Here is a 16898-nt window from a genome sequence, read left to right on the forward strand (position 1 = left end):
TCGCCCGCGACCACTGCCGACGCGTTCGCACTCGGGGAGATCGCGCCATGTCGCGCATACGCTCTGTCGCCACCTCCGCTCTGGGGGTCCACCGCCGTACCGTCCTCGCCGCCGCCGGAGCGGTATCACTCTCCGCGGGCGTCGGCTACGCCCTGCGCCCCACCGACAGCCAGGCCGCCGCCAGAACCGCCGAGGCGCCCGTCGCCCACTCCCGGCAGGCCGCCGCGGCAACCGCACTCGCGCCCTACACCAAGGGCACCACCCTCTCCTCCGTCGCCGCACCCCGCACCAGCTCCGGCTACCGGCGCCTCGGCGACGGCGCGGGGTGGAAGCGGGTCGTGCGCAGCGAGCTGGCGGCCCCCAAGTCGGGCCGCACGTCCCGCCGTACGCCCCTCGCCGCGTTCGTGCAGTTCACCGACCTGCACCTGCAGGACGTCCAGCACCCGTTGCGCCTGGAGTACCTGCGCTCCACCGACCCGCACGCCTGGCGCCCGCAGGAGGCGCTGACCGTCCAGGGCGCCATCTCGCTCGTCGAGCGGGTCAACGCGCTGCGCGGCGCCCCCGTCACCGGCTCGCCGCTCCACTTCGTCATGACCACCGGCGACAACACCGACAACAACGCCCACTCCGAACTGGAGTGGTTCATGAAGGTGATGAGCGGCGGCCGCATCACGCCCAACTCAGGTGACCCGCGGCACTTCGAGGGCGTGCAGAACAGCGGCCTCAAGCTGTACTGGCAGCCCGACTCCACCACCCGTGACGGCGACAAGGCGCTCGGCTTCCCGTACCTGAAGGGCTTCCTGGCCGCCGCGATCCGCGAGGTGCGCAGCCCCGGCCTCAACCTGCCCTGGTACTCCACCGTCGGCAACCACGACGCCCTCCCGCTCGGCTGCTACGGCTCCCACGGCGACCCCTACCTCGCCGAGGCGGCCATCGGCGGCAAGAAGCTGATGAACGTCACCGCCGCCGAGGCCAAGAAGCTCCAGGACGCCATCAAGCAGGCCACCGACCCCAAGGGCGTCGGCTACCGCGACTTCCTCAAGGCCCACGCCCGCTCGATGCGCTCGGTCACCCCGGACGAGAAGCGGGCGCCGTACACCTCCGCGGACTATCTGAAGGCCCACCTGGACCCCGCCCACCAGGGCATCGGTCCGGTCGGCCACGGCTACTCCTCGGCGAACCTGGACGCGGGCACCCAGTACTACGCCTTCCGCATCTCCGAGGACGTCATCGGCATCAGCCTCGACACCACCGACGCCGGCGGCCACTACGAGGGCTCCGTCGGCACCGCCCAGCTGAACTGGCTGAAGAAGACCCTGACGGACAACAAGGACTCCTACGCCGTCGTCTTCAGCCACCACACCAGCAAGACGATGACCAACACCCGCCCCGACCCGGCCCACCCGGGGGAGCGCCGCCACAACGGCGCCGAGGTGGTCTCGCTGCTGTCCGCCCACGCCAACGTGCTGGCCTGGGTGAACGGCCACATCCACAAGAACGTCATCACCCCGCACCAGGCGTCCGGGGGCCGCTCCTTCTGGGAGATCTCCACCGCCTCGCACGTCGACTACCCGCACCTCGCCCGGATCGTCGAGCTGGTGGACAACAAGGACGGCACCATCTCCCTGTTCACCACCCTGATCGAGTCCGCGGCCCCGCACCGCACCGACTTCGCCGACCTCTCCCAGACCGGCCTCGCCGCCCTCTACCGCGAGCTGGCCTACAACGCCCCCGGCGCCAAGACGACCCTCGCGGGTGCCGCGGCCGACCGGAACACCGAACTGGTGCTCAATAAGGGCTGATATTCACTCAACCGGCCTACAGGCAGGCAACCTTCGCAGACCACCACCAGGTCCCTTCCCCCGACCGAACCGAACGGCACAGTTGGGGGAACACATGCGTGCACGTACGACCCTGGTGGGCGCCACCGCCCTGGTCCTGTCGGCGGCCGTGGCGGGCCCGGCCCTCGCGGCCGGCCCCGCCACGGGCGGCCACTCCGCCACGCGCAAGGCGATGGAGGCGGCCGTCCGGGCCGGCGTGCCCGGCGTGACCGCCACCGCGAAGGACACCCACGGCACCTGGTCCACGGCGGCCGGCGTCGGCGACACCCGCACGGGCGCGCCGCGCTCGACGGCCGACCGCTACCGCGTCGGCAGCATCACCAAGACCTTCGTCTCCACCGTCCTGCTCCAGCTGGAGGCGGAGGGCCGGCTGTCGCTCGACGACACGGTGGAGAAGTGGCTGCCCGGGGTGGTGCACGGCCACGGCCACGACGGGAGCCGCATCACCGTCCGCGAGCTCCTCAACCACACCAGCGGCATCTACAACTACACCTCCGACGAGGACTTCGGCCGCACCTACTTCACCAAGGACGGCTTCTACGCACACCGCTACGACATCATCACCCCGAGTGACCTGGTGGCGATCGCGATGAAGCACGAGCCGGACTTCGCACCGGGCACGTCCTGGCAGTACTCCAACACGAACTACGTCCTGGCCGGCATGGTGATCGAGAAGGTGACGGGCCACTCGTACGCCGACGAGATCACCCGCCGCATCATCGCCCCGCTGCACCTGACGGCCACCTCCCTCCCCGGCACACGGGTCACCGTCCCGCGTCCCAGCAGCCGCGCCTACTCGAAGTTCACGGAGACGACGGGCCCGTCGTACGACGTCACGAAGCTCAACCCCGCCATCGGCTCATCGGCCGGCGAGATGATCTCGAACTCCGCCGACCTGGACCGCTTCTACAGCGCCCTCCTGCGGGGCAAGCTGCTCCCGCCCCGGCAGCTGAAAGAGATGAAGACCACGGTGAAGGACACCGGGTACGGCCTCGGCGTGGCGGACATCACGCTGAGCTGCGGTGTTCACGTCTGGGGCCACGACGGCGGCATCCACGGCTCCGTCTCCGCGGCGGTGACGACCGCCGACGGCCGCCACTCCCTGGCGGTCAATTTCAACGGGGACTGGACCGGGGACATGATCGCGGTGGTGGAAGGGGAGTTCTGTTAGTCAACGTTTCATTCGCGTAGTTCTGTGTTAACCCGTACGTAATGTCCGTACCGCCTCATATCGGCTAACCCGCTGTGGACGGGGTTGGCTCGATCTTCTCGATCATTTATGCAAGGCGGGTGGTCGTGTGCGTACGAGGCACGGACTGCGTGTGCTGTCGGTCTACGAGGGCTTCTTCTCCGGAGGGGCCCGGATCGTGCACAGTGACGTCGTACTGGGACTGGCCGAGGGCGGCCAGTCCCACCAGGTACTCAGCATCCATGGTGAGGTCCACCGCGAGGCCACCAGGCAGCGCATGGAGGACGACCACTGCTACCGCGCGCTGACGGCCGGCGAGGTCGGCGTCACGTCGCTGGGCCGCACCGCGGGTCTGGTGGACGGCTCGGTCGCGGCGTCTGTTTTCAGCGGACCGGAGCTGGCCGAAACTGCCCGGGCCATGGCCGGGGCGGATGTGATCCTCTCCCTCAAGGAGCAGCCGCTCGCCCTCCTGAACCAGGCCGGGCTGCCCCGCCGCCCGGTCGTGGTCTGCCTGCACCGCTCCGACCCCGAGAACCAGGGCCCCGCGCTGGACGAGCTGAAGGCGGCGATCGCCGACGGCACGGTGGCGGCGTGCGTGTGCTGCGCCGAGTCGACGCGGGCCGCCTACGAGGCCGCCGGCATCCCGGCCGAGCTGCTGCACGTGATCCCCAACGGCGTCGACCTGCTCCGGTTCCGCCCGGACGCGGCGGCCCGGCTGGCGTTCCGCACGTCCCTGGGCATCCCGGCCGCCGCCCCGGTGGTGGTCTTCGCGGCTCGTTACGCGCACATGAAGAACGTCCCGCTCTTCCTCCGGGCCGCCCGGACCTGGCTGGCCCGCGAGGGCGGCGGCCACGTGGTGATGTGCGGGGCCGGGATGACGGACGCCAACCCCGCCCTGCGGGCGGACCTGGCGGCCGCCTTCGCCGGGGAGCCGGGCCTCGCCGGCCGGGTGCACCTGCTCGGCGTGCGCAACGACATGGAGGCCGTCTACGCGGGCTCCGACGTCGTCGCCCTGACCTCCGTCTCCGGGGAGGCGGCGCCGCTGTGCCTGATCGAGGGCATGATGTGCGGCGCGGTCCCGGTGACGACGGACGTCGGCGACAGCGCGGCGATCGTCACCGGCCACGGCTTCGTCACCCCGCCCGACCCCGGAGCGATCGCCCTCGCCTGGTCGGCCGCGATCGCGGGCCGCGCCGAGCTGGCTCCCGCCCTGGAACGCAGCCGTGAGCGCTTCAGCCGCACCCGCATGATCGCCGCGTACGCCGCGCTGCTCGACGAGGTGTACGCCTCACCGGCGGGCGGGCAACTGGTCGCCGCGCAGCACGCTGTAGGCGACGCCGTCACGCCACTTGCCGTCCCGGAAGACGATGCCGCGCAATACGCCCTCGCGAGTGAAGCCGGCCTTCTCCAGGGCCCGCTGCTCGGCGATGTTCTCGGCCTCGGTGTCCGCCTCGATCCGCATCACGGGGGTGTGGGTGAAGAGATGGCGGACGAGCTCTAGCTGGGCCCGGGTGCCGATCCCGCGCCCGCAGGCCTCGGGCAGCAGCTGGGCGCCGATGTTCCAGCAGTGGGTGGAGGGCGAGACGACGCGCCTGCGCCAGGCGACGAACCCGAGCGGGTCGGCGGCGGCCGCCACCATCAACAGGCCGCCGTCCTCGCCCAGCAGCCCGTTCTCGGCGAAGCGGCGCCGGAACCGCCCGGGGTCCGACCAGCCGTACCACTGGAACGGTCCGGCGGTCTCCGGCTCCAGCAGGAACCGTTCCAGCACGGTCAGGTCGTCCTCGCGAGCGGGACGCAGTACGACGGCTTCATCGCTCATCCCGTCACGGTAACGTGCTTGTCGCCGACGGGAGTTGGACATGAGGAGGGGCCACCGGCGTCGCGCCGGTGGCCCCTCCTCTCCCCTCCTGGTGCGTGCTCCGTCCGTCACTACCGGGGCAGCACCACGACATAGGCGGCCGGGTCGCGGTCGCCGGATGCCATCAGGGCCGTGCGGACGACCGCCGCCTGTTGCTCCAGGGACACCCGGAGCTTCCTGGGGGTGATGTAGACGACCGTGATCCCCAGGCGTTCCAAGTGCTCGCGCTTGCGCGCGTATTCCGACCACAGGGCGTCCTCGTCCTGGCGGGGTGCCCGGGTGTCCAGTTCGACCGCGACCGCCTGCTCGGGCCAGTACGCGTCCACGCCGCCGAGGTGGGGGCCGCCGGGCAGGCGCAGGTCCACGTTCCAGACCGGGTCGGGCAGGCCGTACTCGGCGACCATCCGGTAGAGGCGGGTCTCCGCGATCGCCCGGCCCTCGGCCACCAGCGAGTCCACCGCGTCCACCACGTGCGGGCGGTTCAGCAGCTTGGCCTGGGTCAACTCCTTTACGACCGCTGCCGGTTCGCAGTGGCCGGCGCGTACCGCCTCGGTCAGCAGCCGGCGTACCGCGCCCGCGTCCGTCAGCTCGGCCACCGCGTCCGCCAGCGCGCGTGGCACCGGCGCCACCGGCAGGCCGGTCACCGCGCAGGGGGTGGGCAGGGAGGGGGTGCGCAGGACGCGGACGTACCCGCTGGAGCGCAGCCGGCGCAGGCGCGGGATCAGGACGTCGACGCGGTCCAGCGAGAGCAGCGGCGGGGTGGAGGAGAACCCGTGCAGGGTGAGGGCCGCGAGGCCCGTGATGACGGCGTCCGTGTACACCGGGCGGTGCGGCTCGTCGGCCGTGGGCTGGGCCGGGACGGCCGGGGCCGACTCCCGCGCCGCGTACAGCAGGGCCCCGTGCAGCCGCTCCTCGCTCGTCGCCGGGCCGGGGTGGAGCAGGACCACGCCGGGCAGCAGCTGCTGCCAGGGGCCGCCGGAGCGGCACTGTTCGTTCAGTTCGGCCGTGGAGACGCCGTGGGAGCGGAGCTGGCCCGCCGTCAGAACACGGCGGTGGACCTCGGAGAGGTGACGGAGGGGGCGGGGGGAGAGCGGGGTGTTGTGCGTCATGGCGTCGGGATTCCCGCGCTCTGTCCCCTCTTTAACCGCTGTTACACGGCCGTCGATGAATGCGGACAAGACGGTACTAAAGGACGCGTGTTCGGGTGCCGAGTAGGCGCGGAAAACCCCTGGTCCAATCGGGTGCGGACCAGGGGTTACGGCTGCTATTGCCTGAATTCCGTAACGGTCACCGACCGGGAAAGCTCAGGCCAAGGATCACGCTCCGGCGGCCGCCGAGTCGCACGCCTGTGCGCGCAGCGAGCGCGCCAGGTCGTCCCGCGCCTCCCGCACCAGCCGGCGCAGCGCGGGCGCCGCGTCCGCGTGGGCCGCGAGCCACGCGTCCGTCGCGTCCAGCGTCTCCTGCCGGTCCTGGAAGCCGGGGAACAGGCCCCGTACGACGTCCATGCCGATCTGGATCGACCGCTCCTGCCACACCCGCTCGATCGCCGCGAAGTACTTCTCGGCGTACGGCGCCGTCAGCTCCCGCTGCGAGGGCCGGTCGAAGCCCGCGATCGTCGCCTCCACCAGCGCGTTCGACAGGGCGTCGGACTCCACGACCTGCGCCCAGGCCTGCGCCTTGACCGCCGCCGACGGGCGCGCGGCCAGGCAGCGGACCTGGTGACGCTTGCCGGACGCCGTGTCGTCACGAGCCAGTTCGGCCGCGAGGACGGACTCGTCGGCCACCCCGTGGGCCGCCAGCGGCTCCAGGAACGCCCAGCGCAGCTCCTGGTCCACCTCCAGACCCTCGACCGTCTCCGTGTCGTCGAGCAGGCCCTTCAGCAGTGCCAGGTCCGTCTCGCCGGCGGCGACCGTCGCGAAGAACCGCGCCCAGGCCAGCTGGTGCTCGCTGCCGGGCTCGGCCGCCTGCAGCTCCCGCAGCGCGCCCTCGGCGAGCAGCTCCTCGCCGGTCGCCCGCCACTCGGGGGCCGCGTAGCGCACCAGCGCCGAGTCCGCCCAGGCGTGCAGCATCTGCAGCACGCCGATGTCGGACTCCCGGCCCGCGAACCGCAGCACCAGGTCCACGAAGTCCCGCGCCGGCAGCAGGGCGTCCCGGGTCAGGTTCCACAGCGCCGACCAGCACAGGGCGCGCGCCAGCGGGTCGGTGAGCGCGCCCAGGTGCTCGCGCAGGGTGGCCTGCGATGTCTCGTCGAAGCGGATCTTGCAGTAGGTCAGGTCGTCGTCGTTGACCAGCACCAGCTCCGGGGCCTCGGCGCCGGCCAGCTCCGCCACGACCGTGCGCGGACCCTCGACGTCCGTCTCCACGCGTGCGTACCGCTCCAGGGCGCCCTCGGGCGTACGGCGGTACAGGCCCACCGCGATCCGGTGCGGGCGCTCCTCGGGGTGCGACTCCGGCGCCTCCTGCACCACCGCCAGCTCCGTCACCCGGCCCTTGGTGTCCAGCAGCACCTGCGGGGTCAGCGAGTTCACCCCGGCCGTCTGCAGCCAGGAGCGGGCCCACGCGGACATGTCCCGGCCGCTGGTCTCCGCCAGCACCGACAGCAGGTCGCCCAGGCGCGTGTTGCCGTACGCGTTCCGCTTGAAGTAGCGGCGGGCGCCCTCCAGGAACGCGTCCTGGCCGACGTACGCCACCAGCTGCTTGAGCACCGAGGCGCCCTTGGCGTAGGTGATGCCGTCGAAGTTGAGCTTGGCGTCCTGCAGGTCGCGGATGTCCGCGGTGATCGGGTGCGTGGAGGGCAGCTGGTCGGCGCGGTAGGCCCAGGCCTTGCGGCGGTTGGCGAAGGTGATCCAGGCGTCGGTGAAGCGGGTCGCGCCGACGTTCGCGAACGTGCCCATGAAGTCCGCGAAGGACTCCTTCAGCCACAGGTCGTCCCACCACACCATGGTGACCAGGTCGCCGAACCACATGTGCGCCATCTCGTGCAGGATGACGTTGGCCCGCGCCTCGTAGGAGGCCTGCGTCACCTTGCCGCGGAAGATGTACTCCTCGCGGAAGGTCACCAGACCCGGGTTCTCCATCGCGCCCAGGTTGTACTCGGGCACGAACGCCTGGTCGTACTTCCCGAACGGGTACGGGTAGTCGAAGTGGTCGTGGAAGAAGTCCAGGCCCTGCTTGGTGACCAGGAAGACGTCGTCGGCGTCGAAGTAGGGCGCGAGGCCCTTGCGGCACAGGGCGCCGAGCGGGATCTCCAGCTTCGTCCCGTCCTCGAAGATCCGCTCGTAGGAGTCCGTCACATAGTGGTACGGACCCGCCACCACGCACGTGATGTAAGTCGAGATCGGCTTCGTCTCCGCGAACCGCCAGACGCCGTCGGTGAGTTCCCCGGTGCCGTTGCTCCACACCGTCCAGCCCTCGGGCGCCTGCACCTCGAAGCGGTACGGCGCCTTCAGGTCCGGCTGCTCGAAGTTGGTGAAGACACGGCGGGCGTCGGCCGGCTCGTACTGGGTGTAGAGGTAGACCTCGCCGTCCTCGGGGTCCACGAAGCGGTGCATGCCCTCGCCGGTGCGGGAGTAGGCGCACTGCGCGTCGACCGTCAGCTCGTTCTCTGCGGCCAGGTCCTCCAGCGCGATCCGGGTGCCGTCGAAGACCTCGCCCGGGTCCAGATCCTTCCCGTTCAGCGTGACCGACGTCACGCTCGGGGCGACCAGGTCGGCGAACGTGGACGCACCCGGCTCGTTGCAGCGGAACCTGATCGTGGTCACCGAGCGGAAGGTGCGCGGCTCGCCGCCCCCGTCGCCCACGGCGGAACGCAGGTCCAGCGCCACCTCGTACCCGTCGACGGACAGCAGGGCGGCCCGCTCCCGGGCCTCGTCGCGGGTCAGATTCTCACCGGGCACAGGCGGCACTCCCTCGTGATCGCTTGGATGGGATGGATCAGGACCGATCCTGCCACGCACTCCTGACACGGGACACCGGGGAATGGGGATGGCGAAGGGAATGTTGACCTTTCAAAAGCCCGTTTCGCTGAGGAGAAGCATGTCCGAGACCGTGACCACGAGCGGCAAGACCCCCGTGGACTTCTGGTTCGACCCGCTGTGCCCCTGGGCCTGGATGACCTCCCGCTGGGTGCTGGAGGTGGAGAAGGTCCGTGAGATCGAGGTCCGCTGGCACATCATGAGCCTCGCCGTCCTCAACGAGAACAAGCTGGACGAGCTGCCCGAGGCGTACCGGGAGATGCTCGCCGTCAAGGCGTGGCAGCCGGTGCGCGTGGTCACCGCGGCCTGGCAGAAGCACGGCGCGGACATCCTCGGCCCGCTCTACACCGCGCTCGGCACCCGCTTCCACAACAACGGCGAGGGCGCGACGCTGGAGGCCATCGCCGCTGCGCTCGCGGACGTCGGTCTGCCCGCCGAACTGATCGAGTACGCCGAGCAGAAGGACTTCGACTTCGACGCCGAACTGCGCGCCTCCCACAAGGAGGGCATCGAGAAGGTCGGCCAGGACGTCGGCACCCCGGTCATCGCGGTCCCGGGCCCCGACGGCGAGCAGATCGCCTTCTTCGGTCCGGTCGTCACCCCCGCCCCCAAGGGCGAGGAGGCGGCCCGCCTGTGGGACGGCACCCTCGCCGTGGCCTCCGTCCCCGGCTTCTACGAGATCAAGCGGACCCGCACCAAGGGCCCGGACTTCAGCAACCTGTAAGTCCTGTACCTGAAGCCCTGAATTCCGTACGTCCTGCCGAACGGGCCCGGTCAACGCCGGGCCCGTTCCCGCGCCTCCGCCAGGCGCCCGAGGTGCTCCTCGTACCCCTTCGCGTAGTACGCGGCCCGGTCCGCGTCCGGCTCGACCACACGGGTCGGCTCGGTCCAGGCCGCCGCGTCCAGGGCCGTGCCGAACCGCTCGGCCGCCGCCAGCACCGCGCCCCGCGCGCCCACCTCGCCCTCGACCACCCGCAGCGGGCGGCCCAGCACGTCCGCCAGGAGCCGCATCCAGGCGGGGCTGCGGGTGCCGCCGCCGCACACCGCCAGCGTCCCGGTCAGACCCGCCGCCGCGAGGCAGTGCCGGGCCGCGTAGCCGATCCCCTCGCAGGTGGCGCGGATCAGGTCGGCGGGCGTCGACTCCAGGGAGACACCGGTGAGTTCGGCCCGCAGCCGGGGCTCCACGAAGGGGGCGCGCTCGCCGGAGGGCGCGAAGTACGGCAGCACGCGCACCCCGTGGGCGCCCGGCGGGGTGGCGGCCAGCAGGGCGTCGACCTCCTCGTGCCGCACACCCGTCGTGTTCAGCACCCAGTCCAGGGCCGCCGTGCCGACCATCGCGGGCATCGCGCGCAGCCAGTGCCCGGGCCGGTCGGTCGAGATGTACAGGCCGGCCGGTTCGCCGTCGAGGTCCAGGTCGGTGGTGGCGACCAGCGCGGCCAGACAGGTGCCGACGATCAGCAGGCCGTCACCGGGCGCGGTGACGCCCGCGCCGAGCGCACAGGCCGGCAGATCGTACGGGCCGTTCGCCAGCCGGGTGCCGGGCGGCAGCCCCGCGCCGCGCGCCGCACCCGTCGCCACCGGATCGCTGACCGGCGCGAGCAGGCCCCGGCGATGGGTCAGGCCCAGCAGCTCCACGACCCGGTTGTCGTAGGACCGGGTGCGCGGGTCCAGGAACGGCATCGACGCGTCCGACACGTCCGTCACCGCCCGGGCCGCGCCGGTCAGCCGCTGGAAGACCATGTCCTTGCAGTACACGGCCGCCGCGGCCGCCTCCAGGGCCTTCGGCTCGTACCGGTCCAGCCACGCCAGCAGCGGGCCCGGGCAGCCCGGGAACATCGCGCTGCCGGTGCGCCGGAACACGGTCGCGAAGGTGCCGTCCGCCAGCCACTGGTCGACCAGTTCATGGGCGCGGCCATCCATCCAGGAGGCCGCCTGCCGCACCGGCCGGCCCGCCCCGTCCACCAGCCACACCCCGTCGCCCTGCCCGGTCAGCCCGGCCAGCTCCACCGGCTCCGGCACCCGCGCGGTCAGCGCCCCCAGGACGTCGACGACCGCCCCGTACACCTCCTCCATGTCCTGCTCCACGGCCCCACCGCGCAGATCGAGCCCCACCGGCCGCGCCTCGACACCCAGTTCGCGCCCACCGCCGTCGAACGCGGCGGCCTTCACCATGGACGTGCCCACATCGATCCCGACGAACATGCGGCTCCCCTTTTGTTTGGCTCGTTCACCTCCGGGGCGCTCCAGCCGGTGTCGAGAGACCGACCGTGCTCAGCCCTTCAGGCCTCCGCGCGCTCGGCCCCTCGACACCGGCGCGCCCCTACGGCTCACTCGCGTCTTCACGTCAGACAGTGCGCGAGCGGCTCCCCGCGCACCCAGCGGCCCACCTCGGCGGCGGCGATCCGGGCCGCCTTCTCCGCGACCGCCCGGCTGGCCCCGCCCAGGTGCGGGGTGAGGACGACACGGTCGGCGAGACCGGGCAGCCGGGAGTCCGGCGGGAGCGGTTCGCGGGCGTAGGTGTCCAGGGCCGCCGCCGCGAGCCGCCCGCCCTCCAGCGCGTCGCACAGCGCGTCCTCGTCCAGCAGCGGACCCCGGGCCGCGTTCACCACCACCGCCCCGGGCGGCAGCAGGGCCAGCTCGCGGGCGCCGATCAGACCGCGGGTCTCGGCGGTGAGCCGGGCGTGCAGGGTGACGACGGCGGAGCGGCGCATCAGGTCGTCCAGCGAGGACACCCGCAGCCCGTGCACCTCCCCGCGCACATAGGGGTCGTACACCAGCACCCGCGCCCCGAAGGCGCACAGCACCCGCGCCACCCGGCTGCCCACCGCGCCGTAGCCGACGAGTCCGACCGGCAGGTCCTCCAGCTCCAGGCCGCTGTGCTCGTAGGTGTAGAACGACGATCCGGCCCAACTCCCCTCGCGGGCGAGGAGTTCATGGGCCTGGGGGATGCGGCGCAGGGCGGCGAGGAGCAGGCCGACGGTGAACTCGGCGGTGGCGGCGGCGTTGCGCCCCGGCGCGAAGCACACCCGGACGTCGTGCCGCTCCGCCGCCCCCAGGTTGACGTTGACCGGCCCGCCCCGGCAGACCACGACCAGCCGCAGCTCCGGGCAGGCGCCGAGGACGCGTTCGGTGACCGGGCCCATCTGCGTGACCAGGACCTGCGCGCCGGCGAGGGCGCCGATCAGCTCGTCCTCGGCGTCACTGGCCTCGCTCACCTCCGCGACGGGACCGAAGGGCTGCAGGGGCCAGCCGAGGGTCAACTCCCGCACCTCACAGGCCGCTTCCTTCCCGAGCGCGGCCGTGATGAGGGACGGCAGGACGAAGTGGTCGCCGGCGGCCACCACCCGCACACTGGAGGTCATCGCAGGGTCTCTCCCGTCTCGGCGTCGAAGACATGGGTGAGTCCGGCCGCCACCCGGACCCGCTCGTCGTGCGCGAGGCGGACCTCGGGCCCGGTGAGCACCACCAGGTGCCGCTCCACCCCGTCGAGGGTCAGCGTGGCGATGCCCGACTCCAACAGGGGTTCGTGGGCCACGACCCGGGCGGGGACCGCGTCGGCGGCGCCGGTGAGGCTCAGGTCCTCGGGGCGGATACCGACCACCACGGCCCGGCCCTCGGCCACCGGCACCGGCAGCGCGATCCGCACCCCGGCGGACAGGCGGGCGTGGCCGTCGGCGGTGGCGGTGCCGGGCAGCAGGTTGATCGCCGGCTCGCCGACGAAGTCCGCCACGAAGGCGGAGGCGGGGCTGTCGTAGATCTCGTAGGGCGTGCCGAGCTGCTGGATCACACCGTCCCGCATGACGGCGATCCGGTCGGCGAGGGACAGGGCCTCCTCCTGGTCGTGCGTGACCAGGATCGTGGTGTGCCCCAGATCGCGCTGGATGCGCTTGAGCTCCCGGCGGGTGGTGTCGCGCTGGGCCGCGTCCAGATGGGACAGCGGCTCGTCCAGGAGCAGGACGTCCGGTTCCCGGATCAGCGCACGGGCCAGGGAGACGCGCTGCTTCTGCCCACTGGACAGTCCGGCCGGGCGGGCGTCGAGGACGTCGGTGAGACCGACCCGCTCGGCGATCTCGGCGACCTTGCGCCGCACGTCCCCCCGGAGGCCTCTCCGGCGGGCCCGCAGCCCGAAGGCCAGGTTCTCCGCGACCGTCAGCGGCGGATACAGCGCGTAGTTCTCGAAGGCGACCCCGATGTTCCGCTCCTGCGCCGGACGGCCGACGACCGAGGCACCCCCCACCAGGATGTCCCCGCCGGTCACCGCCTCCAGACCCGCGATCATCCGCAGCGTGGTGGACTTGCCGCAGCCCGACGGGCCCAGCAGCCCGAGCAGTTCACCGGACGTCAGACTCAGGTCCAGGCCCCGGACCGCCTCCACCCCCGGGCGGCCCCGCGACCGGTACGTCTTGCGCAGCTCACGTAACTCCAGCGCGGTCATCGCCCTCCCTCGGATCCGTGGCGCACACCTCGTAACGCACCTTGTGCTCGTCCAGATCGCGCAGCGCGTCCGGCGCCGCCCCGTCGTCCACCAGCAGCAGGTCGAAGCGGGACAGCGGGGCGACCCGGTGCAGGGCGACCCGGCCCAGCTTGGTGTGGTCGGCCAGCAGCACGTTGCGCGCGGCCGCGTCGAGCATCGCCCGCTTCACGGAGACGATGTGCTGCTCCTGGTGGTAGGCGTAGCCGCCGTGCACGCCCGAGGTCGACACGAAGCCCACGTCCACCCGCAGCTGCTCGACCGCCTCCACGCAGGACACCCCGAGGAAGGACGAGTGCAGCTGGTCGTAGTCGCCGCCGAGTGCCATCAGATGGATGCCCCGCCGGCCCGCCAGGAGGTTGATCGCCTCCAGGAAGTTGGTGACGACCGTGAGCGGGGTGATCTCGCCGAGCCGCAGCCGGCGGGCTATCTCCAGGGTGGAGGTGGAGTCGTCGAGGAGGATCGCCATGCCGGGCTCTATGGACTTCAGCGCCCGCTCGGCGAGCGCGGCCTTCTGCGGGCGCATGGTCTTCAGCCGGTACTGCACGTTCGACTCGAACACCCCGGACGGCTGCGCGGTCACCCCGCCCCGGAACTTCCGTACGATGCCCTGCCGTTCGAGTTCGTCCAGGTCCCGGTGGATGGTCATCAGGCTCACCCCGAACCGCTCGGCCAGCTCGGCCGCGGAGGCCGAACCGTCGGCCAGCACGAGTTCGGCCATGGCGGCCTGCCGGGCCGCGGGTCCCTGCTGTGCACCTGTGCTCATCACGTGCTCTTCCCGATCCGTCGTCCTGGACGCCCTGGCCGGTCGGCCTCGAACACCAGCAGGTTCTCAGTCCGGACGGCCGGACGGACCGGTTCGTCGGGACGCAGCCCGGCCGCCTCGCTCCGGGGCGCGACGAGCGACAGGTGCTGCGCGCCGATCCGCACGGTGACCTCGACCGACCGGCCGAGCACCTCGGTGACGTAGACCGACCCGGAGAGCCGGTGGCCGTCCCCGGCCAGCCAGACGTCCCGGGGCCGTACCCCGACCAGCACCTCGCTGCCGGCGGGCGCCCGTACGGGGAGCGGCAGTTCGACCGCGCCGTCCGCCGACCGGAAGGCTCCCGTCTCCGTCACCGCCCCCGGCAGCAGATTGATCCGGGGCCGCCCGAAGGCCCGGGCGACCTCGGTGTCGTGCGGGCGGTACCAGATGTCCTCCCGGGTGCCGGTCTGCACGATGCGCCCGTCCCGGACGACCCCGATCCGGTCCCCGAGCGCCAGCGCCTCGACGGAGTCGTGGGTGACGTACAGCGTGGTGGTGCGCCGGACAGCCCCGATCGCCTTCAGCTCGGCCCGCATCTGCTGGCGCAGCTTGGCGTCCAGGTGAGAGAGGGGCTCGTCGAGGAGGAAGGCGCGGGCCGGGCGGACCAGCACCCGGCCGAGGGCGACCCGCTGCCGCTGCCCGTTGGACAACTGCCCCACGGACCGGTCCAACAGGGCACTGATGCCGAGCAGTTCGGCAGTCGCCCCGACCCGTTCCCGGGCCTCGGCGGCGGGCAGCCGGTGCCGCGGGGAGCGCAGCGGCGAGACGAGGTTGTGGTACACCGAGCGGTGCGGATAGAGGGCGTAGCTCTCGAAGCACATGGCCACACCCCGGTCGTACGGCTCCACGTCCCGCACGTCCCGCCCGTCGATCTCGACGGTCCCCGAGTCGGGCCGCTCCAGACCGGCGACGGTCTTCAGCGTGGTGGTCTTGCCGGCCCCGGACGGCCCGAGCAGACAGAAGAACTCGCCCTCCTCCACCCGGAGTTCGAGTCCGTCCAGGGCGGTCGTCCGGCCGTAGGCCTTGTGGACGTCCCGCAGGGCGACGCTCACGACTTCACCGCCCCGAACGACAGCCCGCGCACCAGATACCGCTGGATGGTCAACGCCAGCAGCAGCGGCGGTACGACGGAGACCAGCGCGGCCGCGGCCGTGAGGTTGTACTTGGGCCGGTCGCCGCCCAGGAAGGACAGCGCGCCCACGGTCACGGTCTGCGCCGAACTGGAGGTGAGGATCAGCGGGAAGACGAAGTTGTTCCAGGCGAAGATGAACGCCAGCAGCGACACGGCCGCGATGCCCGGCTTCACCAGGGGCAGGGCCACCTTGAAGAAGGCCTGCTTGCGGGAGTAGCCGTCGAGCAGCGCGGCCTGCTCCAGCTCAGGGGTGAGATCCGCGAAGTACGACCGCATGATCCACACCACCAGCGGCAGCGTGACCAGCTGCAGCACCCACACCATGCCGACGTACGTGTCGAACAGTCCCAGCTTCTGGTAGAGCACGAACAGCGGGATGATCACGGTGAGTTCGGGCGCGAACCGGAACGACAGCAGCGTGAACATCAGGTTCTCCGAGCCCCGGAACCTCCAGCGCGCCGAGGCGTACGCCGCAGGCAGCCCGACCACCAGCGAGAGCGCGACCGCCCCTACCGACACCACCAGGCTGTTGACGAAGAACCGCACGAAGGGGATGCCCTCGCTGTCGCCCAGCACGGTCCGGTACGAGTCCAGCGTCGGGGTGAACGAGAAGTAGGTGCTGAAGAGCTGGTCGGCCGGCTTGAGGGACAGGATCACCATCCAGGCGACCGGGAAGAGCGCGAAGAGGAAGTAGAGGACCAGGGCGGCATCGGCCAGCCACCCCGACAGGCGCTTCTTGTACGTCACTCGACCTCGGCCGCCTTCCGCTGGATGCGCCCCAGATGCCGGACGAGGACCATCGCGGCCAGGTACACCACGGCCCACAGCACGATCGTGTAGCTGATCCCGAAGGAGTACCGCTGGAAGCGGATCGCCTCCAGATACGCCCGGATCTGCAGGACGACCGTGGAGTCGCCCGGACCGCCCTCCGTCAGGGCGTAGATGATGTCGAAGACCTTCAGCGAGTCCATGAACCGGAAGATCACCGCGACCAGCACGTACGGCCACAGCATCGGCAGAGTCAGCCGCCGGAACGTGTACCACCAGCCGGCGCCGTCCACGGCCGCCGCCTCGAAGGGGGAGGCGGGCAGCGACCGCAGACCGGCCAGCGCCAGAATCGCCACGAACGGGGTGTAGACCCAGACGTCCACGGCGATCGACGACAACAGGGCGCCGGTGGGCGTGTCCGTCCACTGCACTCCGCCGAGCCCGAAGGGCCTCAGCAGATGGTTGACCACACCGACCGACGGCTGGAGCATCAGCTTCCAGATGATCGCGGCGATCACCGGGGCGATCATCAGGGGCAGGATCAGGATCTTCTCCAGGACCCGGCCGACCAGGGACGAGCGGTGCAGCAGCAGGGCGACGGCGACCCCGAGCACGGTCTCCACGGCGGCCGCGCCGACCGCGTACAGCACGGTCACCCAGGCCGAGTTCCAGAAGGCGTCCTGTGTGAAGACCGTCTCGTAGTTGTGCAGCCGGACCATGTCGGGCTGTGGCTTGCTCGCCGAGAAGTCGAACAGCGTGTAGTACAGGCCGAGCGCGAACGGGTACAGAATCCCGCAGGTCAGCAGCAGTGCGGGGACGATCAGGAGGTACGGCCGCAGGGCGACCCGCCGGCTCATCGC

At 71.6% G+C, this 16898-nt stretch carries 13 protein-coding genes and 1 pseudogene; 4 read left to right on the forward strand and 10 right to left on the reverse strand.

Going from position 1 to position 16898, the window contains the following annotated elements; genetic code table 11:
* The first annotated feature begins 47 nt into the window (after positions 1-47).
* The 3 genes from ACIRVH_RS04835 to ACIRVH_RS04845 all read left to right on the forward strand — a co-directional run bounded on the left by ACIRVH_RS04835 (position 48) and on the right by ACIRVH_RS04845 (position 4531).
* Positions 48-1802 carry a TIGR03767 family metallophosphoesterase gene (locus tag ACIRVH_RS04835; RefSeq protein WP_403948225.1) on the forward strand — a complete coding sequence of 585 codons (1755 nt, stop codon included), beginning with the start codon at positions 48-50 and terminating at the stop codon, positions 1800-1802.
* A 94-nt stretch (positions 1803-1896) separates the two neighbouring features.
* Complete coding sequence (locus ACIRVH_RS04840) at positions 1897-3012, forward strand: serine hydrolase domain-containing protein (protein ID WP_403948227.1); 1116 nt, start codon at positions 1897-1899, stop codon at positions 3010-3012.
* 151 nt (positions 3013-3163) lie between these two features.
* Positions 3164-4531 carry a glycosyltransferase gene (locus ACIRVH_RS04845; protein WP_403948740.1) on the forward strand — a complete coding sequence of 456 codons (1368 nt, stop codon included), beginning with the start codon at positions 3164-3166 and terminating at the stop codon, positions 4529-4531.
* On the opposite strand, the pseudogene ACIRVH_RS04850 reads toward ACIRVH_RS04845, so the two are convergent.
* The 3 genes and pseudogenes from ACIRVH_RS04850 to pepN all read right to left on the reverse strand — a co-directional run.
* Positions 4481-4891: pseudogene (locus ACIRVH_RS04850) on the reverse strand (GNAT family N-acetyltransferase); the annotation flags it as partial. The gene ACIRVH_RS04845 and the pseudogene ACIRVH_RS04850 overlap by 51 nt on opposite strands.
* A 68-nt stretch (positions 4892-4959) precedes the next feature.
* Complete coding sequence (locus ACIRVH_RS04855; RefSeq protein WP_403948229.1) at positions 4960-5997, reverse strand: hypothetical protein; 1038 nt, start codon at positions 5995-5997, stop codon at positions 4960-4962.
* Positions 5998-6204: 207 nt separating this feature from the next.
* Entirely contained in the window at positions 6205-8784 is a 2580-nt protein-coding gene (gene pepN / locus ACIRVH_RS04860; protein WP_403948230.1) for an aminopeptidase N, read from the reverse strand.
* A gap of 139 nt (positions 8785-8923) precedes the next feature.
* On the opposite strand from pepN, the gene ACIRVH_RS04865 reads away from it, so the two are divergent.
* Positions 8924-9586 carry a DsbA family protein gene (locus ACIRVH_RS04865; RefSeq protein WP_403948232.1) on the forward strand — a complete coding sequence of 221 codons (663 nt, stop codon included), beginning with the start codon at positions 8924-8926 and terminating at the stop codon, positions 9584-9586.
* A gap of 50 nt (positions 9587-9636) precedes the next feature.
* On the opposite strand, the gene ACIRVH_RS04870 is transcribed toward ACIRVH_RS04865, so the two are convergent.
* From ACIRVH_RS04870 to ACIRVH_RS04900, 7 genes are all read right to left on the reverse strand, one after another.
* Positions 9637-11064, reverse strand: a complete 1428-nt coding sequence (locus tag ACIRVH_RS04870) for an FGGY family carbohydrate kinase (RefSeq protein WP_403948234.1) — start codon at positions 11062-11064, stop codon at positions 9637-9639.
* A 137-nt stretch (positions 11065-11201) separates the two neighbouring features.
* Entirely contained in the window at positions 11202-12224 is a 1023-nt protein-coding gene (locus tag ACIRVH_RS04875) for a 2-hydroxyacid dehydrogenase (protein ID WP_403948235.1), read from the reverse strand.
* A complete protein-coding gene (locus ACIRVH_RS04880; protein ID WP_403948236.1) occupies positions 12221-13297 on the reverse strand; it encodes an ABC transporter ATP-binding protein in 1077 nt (358 codons plus the stop codon). Before ACIRVH_RS04880 ends, ACIRVH_RS04875 begins: the two co-directional genes overlap by 4 nt.
* Positions 13275-14099: a DeoR/GlpR family DNA-binding transcription regulator gene (locus ACIRVH_RS04885; RefSeq protein WP_403948238.1), complete on the reverse strand. Its 825-nt coding sequence runs from the start codon at positions 14097-14099 to the stop codon at positions 13275-13277. Before ACIRVH_RS04885 ends, ACIRVH_RS04880 begins: the two co-directional genes overlap by 23 nt.
* Positions 14099-15190 carry an ABC transporter ATP-binding protein gene (locus ACIRVH_RS04890; protein ID WP_403948239.1) on the reverse strand — a complete coding sequence of 364 codons (1092 nt, stop codon included), beginning with the start codon at positions 15188-15190 and terminating at the stop codon, positions 14099-14101. Before ACIRVH_RS04890 ends, ACIRVH_RS04885 begins: the two co-directional genes overlap by 1 nt.
* Positions 15187-16017: a carbohydrate ABC transporter permease gene (locus tag ACIRVH_RS04895; RefSeq protein ID WP_403948240.1), complete on the reverse strand. Its 831-nt coding sequence runs from the start codon at positions 16015-16017 to the stop codon at positions 15187-15189. Before ACIRVH_RS04895 ends, ACIRVH_RS04890 begins: the two co-directional genes overlap by 4 nt.
* Positions 16014-16895 (reverse strand): carbohydrate ABC transporter permease, encoded by an 882-nt coding sequence (locus tag ACIRVH_RS04900; protein WP_403948242.1) that lies wholly within the window; start codon positions 16893-16895, stop codon positions 16014-16016. The genes ACIRVH_RS04895 and ACIRVH_RS04900 overlap by 4 nt, the downstream gene beginning before the upstream one ends.
* Positions 16896-16898 lie beyond the last annotated feature (3 nt).

Source organism: Streptomyces sp. NPDC101165 (genome assembly GCF_044768135.1).
Classification (GTDB): domain Bacteria; phylum Actinomycetota; class Actinomycetes; order Streptomycetales; family Streptomycetaceae; genus Streptomyces.

What these genes read in the sequence shown, in the direction of transcription:
- ACIRVH_RS04840 (WP_403948227.1), top strand. Translation starts at nt 1,897, where the DNA reads ATGCGTGCACGTACGACCCTGGTGGGCGCCACCGCCCTGGTCCTGTCG.
- ACIRVH_RS04865 (WP_403948232.1), top strand. Translation starts at nt 8,924, where the DNA reads ATGTCCGAGACCGTGACCACGAGCGGCAAGACCCCCGTGGACTTCTGG.
- ACIRVH_RS04835 (WP_403948225.1), top strand. Translation starts at nt 48, where the DNA reads ATGTCGCGCATACGCTCTGTCGCCACCTCCGCTCTGGGGGTCCACCGC.
- ACIRVH_RS04870 (WP_403948234.1), bottom strand. Translation starts at nt 11,064, where the DNA reads ATGTTCGTCGGGATCGATGTGGGCACGTCCATGGTGAAGGCCGCCGCG.
- ACIRVH_RS04885 (WP_403948238.1), bottom strand. Translation starts at nt 14,099, where the DNA reads ATGAGCACAGGTGCACAGCAGGGACCCGCGGCCCGGCAGGCCGCCATG.
- ACIRVH_RS04875 (WP_403948235.1), bottom strand. Translation starts at nt 12,224, where the DNA reads ATGACCTCCAGTGTGCGGGTGGTGGCCGCCGGCGACCACTTCGTCCTG.
- ACIRVH_RS04855 (WP_403948229.1), bottom strand. Translation starts at nt 5,997, where the DNA reads ATGACGCACAACACCCCGCTCTCCCCCCGCCCCCTCCGTCACCTCTCC.
- ACIRVH_RS04880 (WP_403948236.1), bottom strand. Translation starts at nt 13,297, where the DNA reads ATGACCGCGCTGGAGTTACGTGAGCTGCGCAAGACGTACCGGTCGCGG.
- ACIRVH_RS04900 (WP_403948242.1), bottom strand. Translation starts at nt 16,895, where the DNA reads ATGAGCCGGCGGGTCGCCCTGCGGCCGTACCTCCTGATCGTCCCCGCA.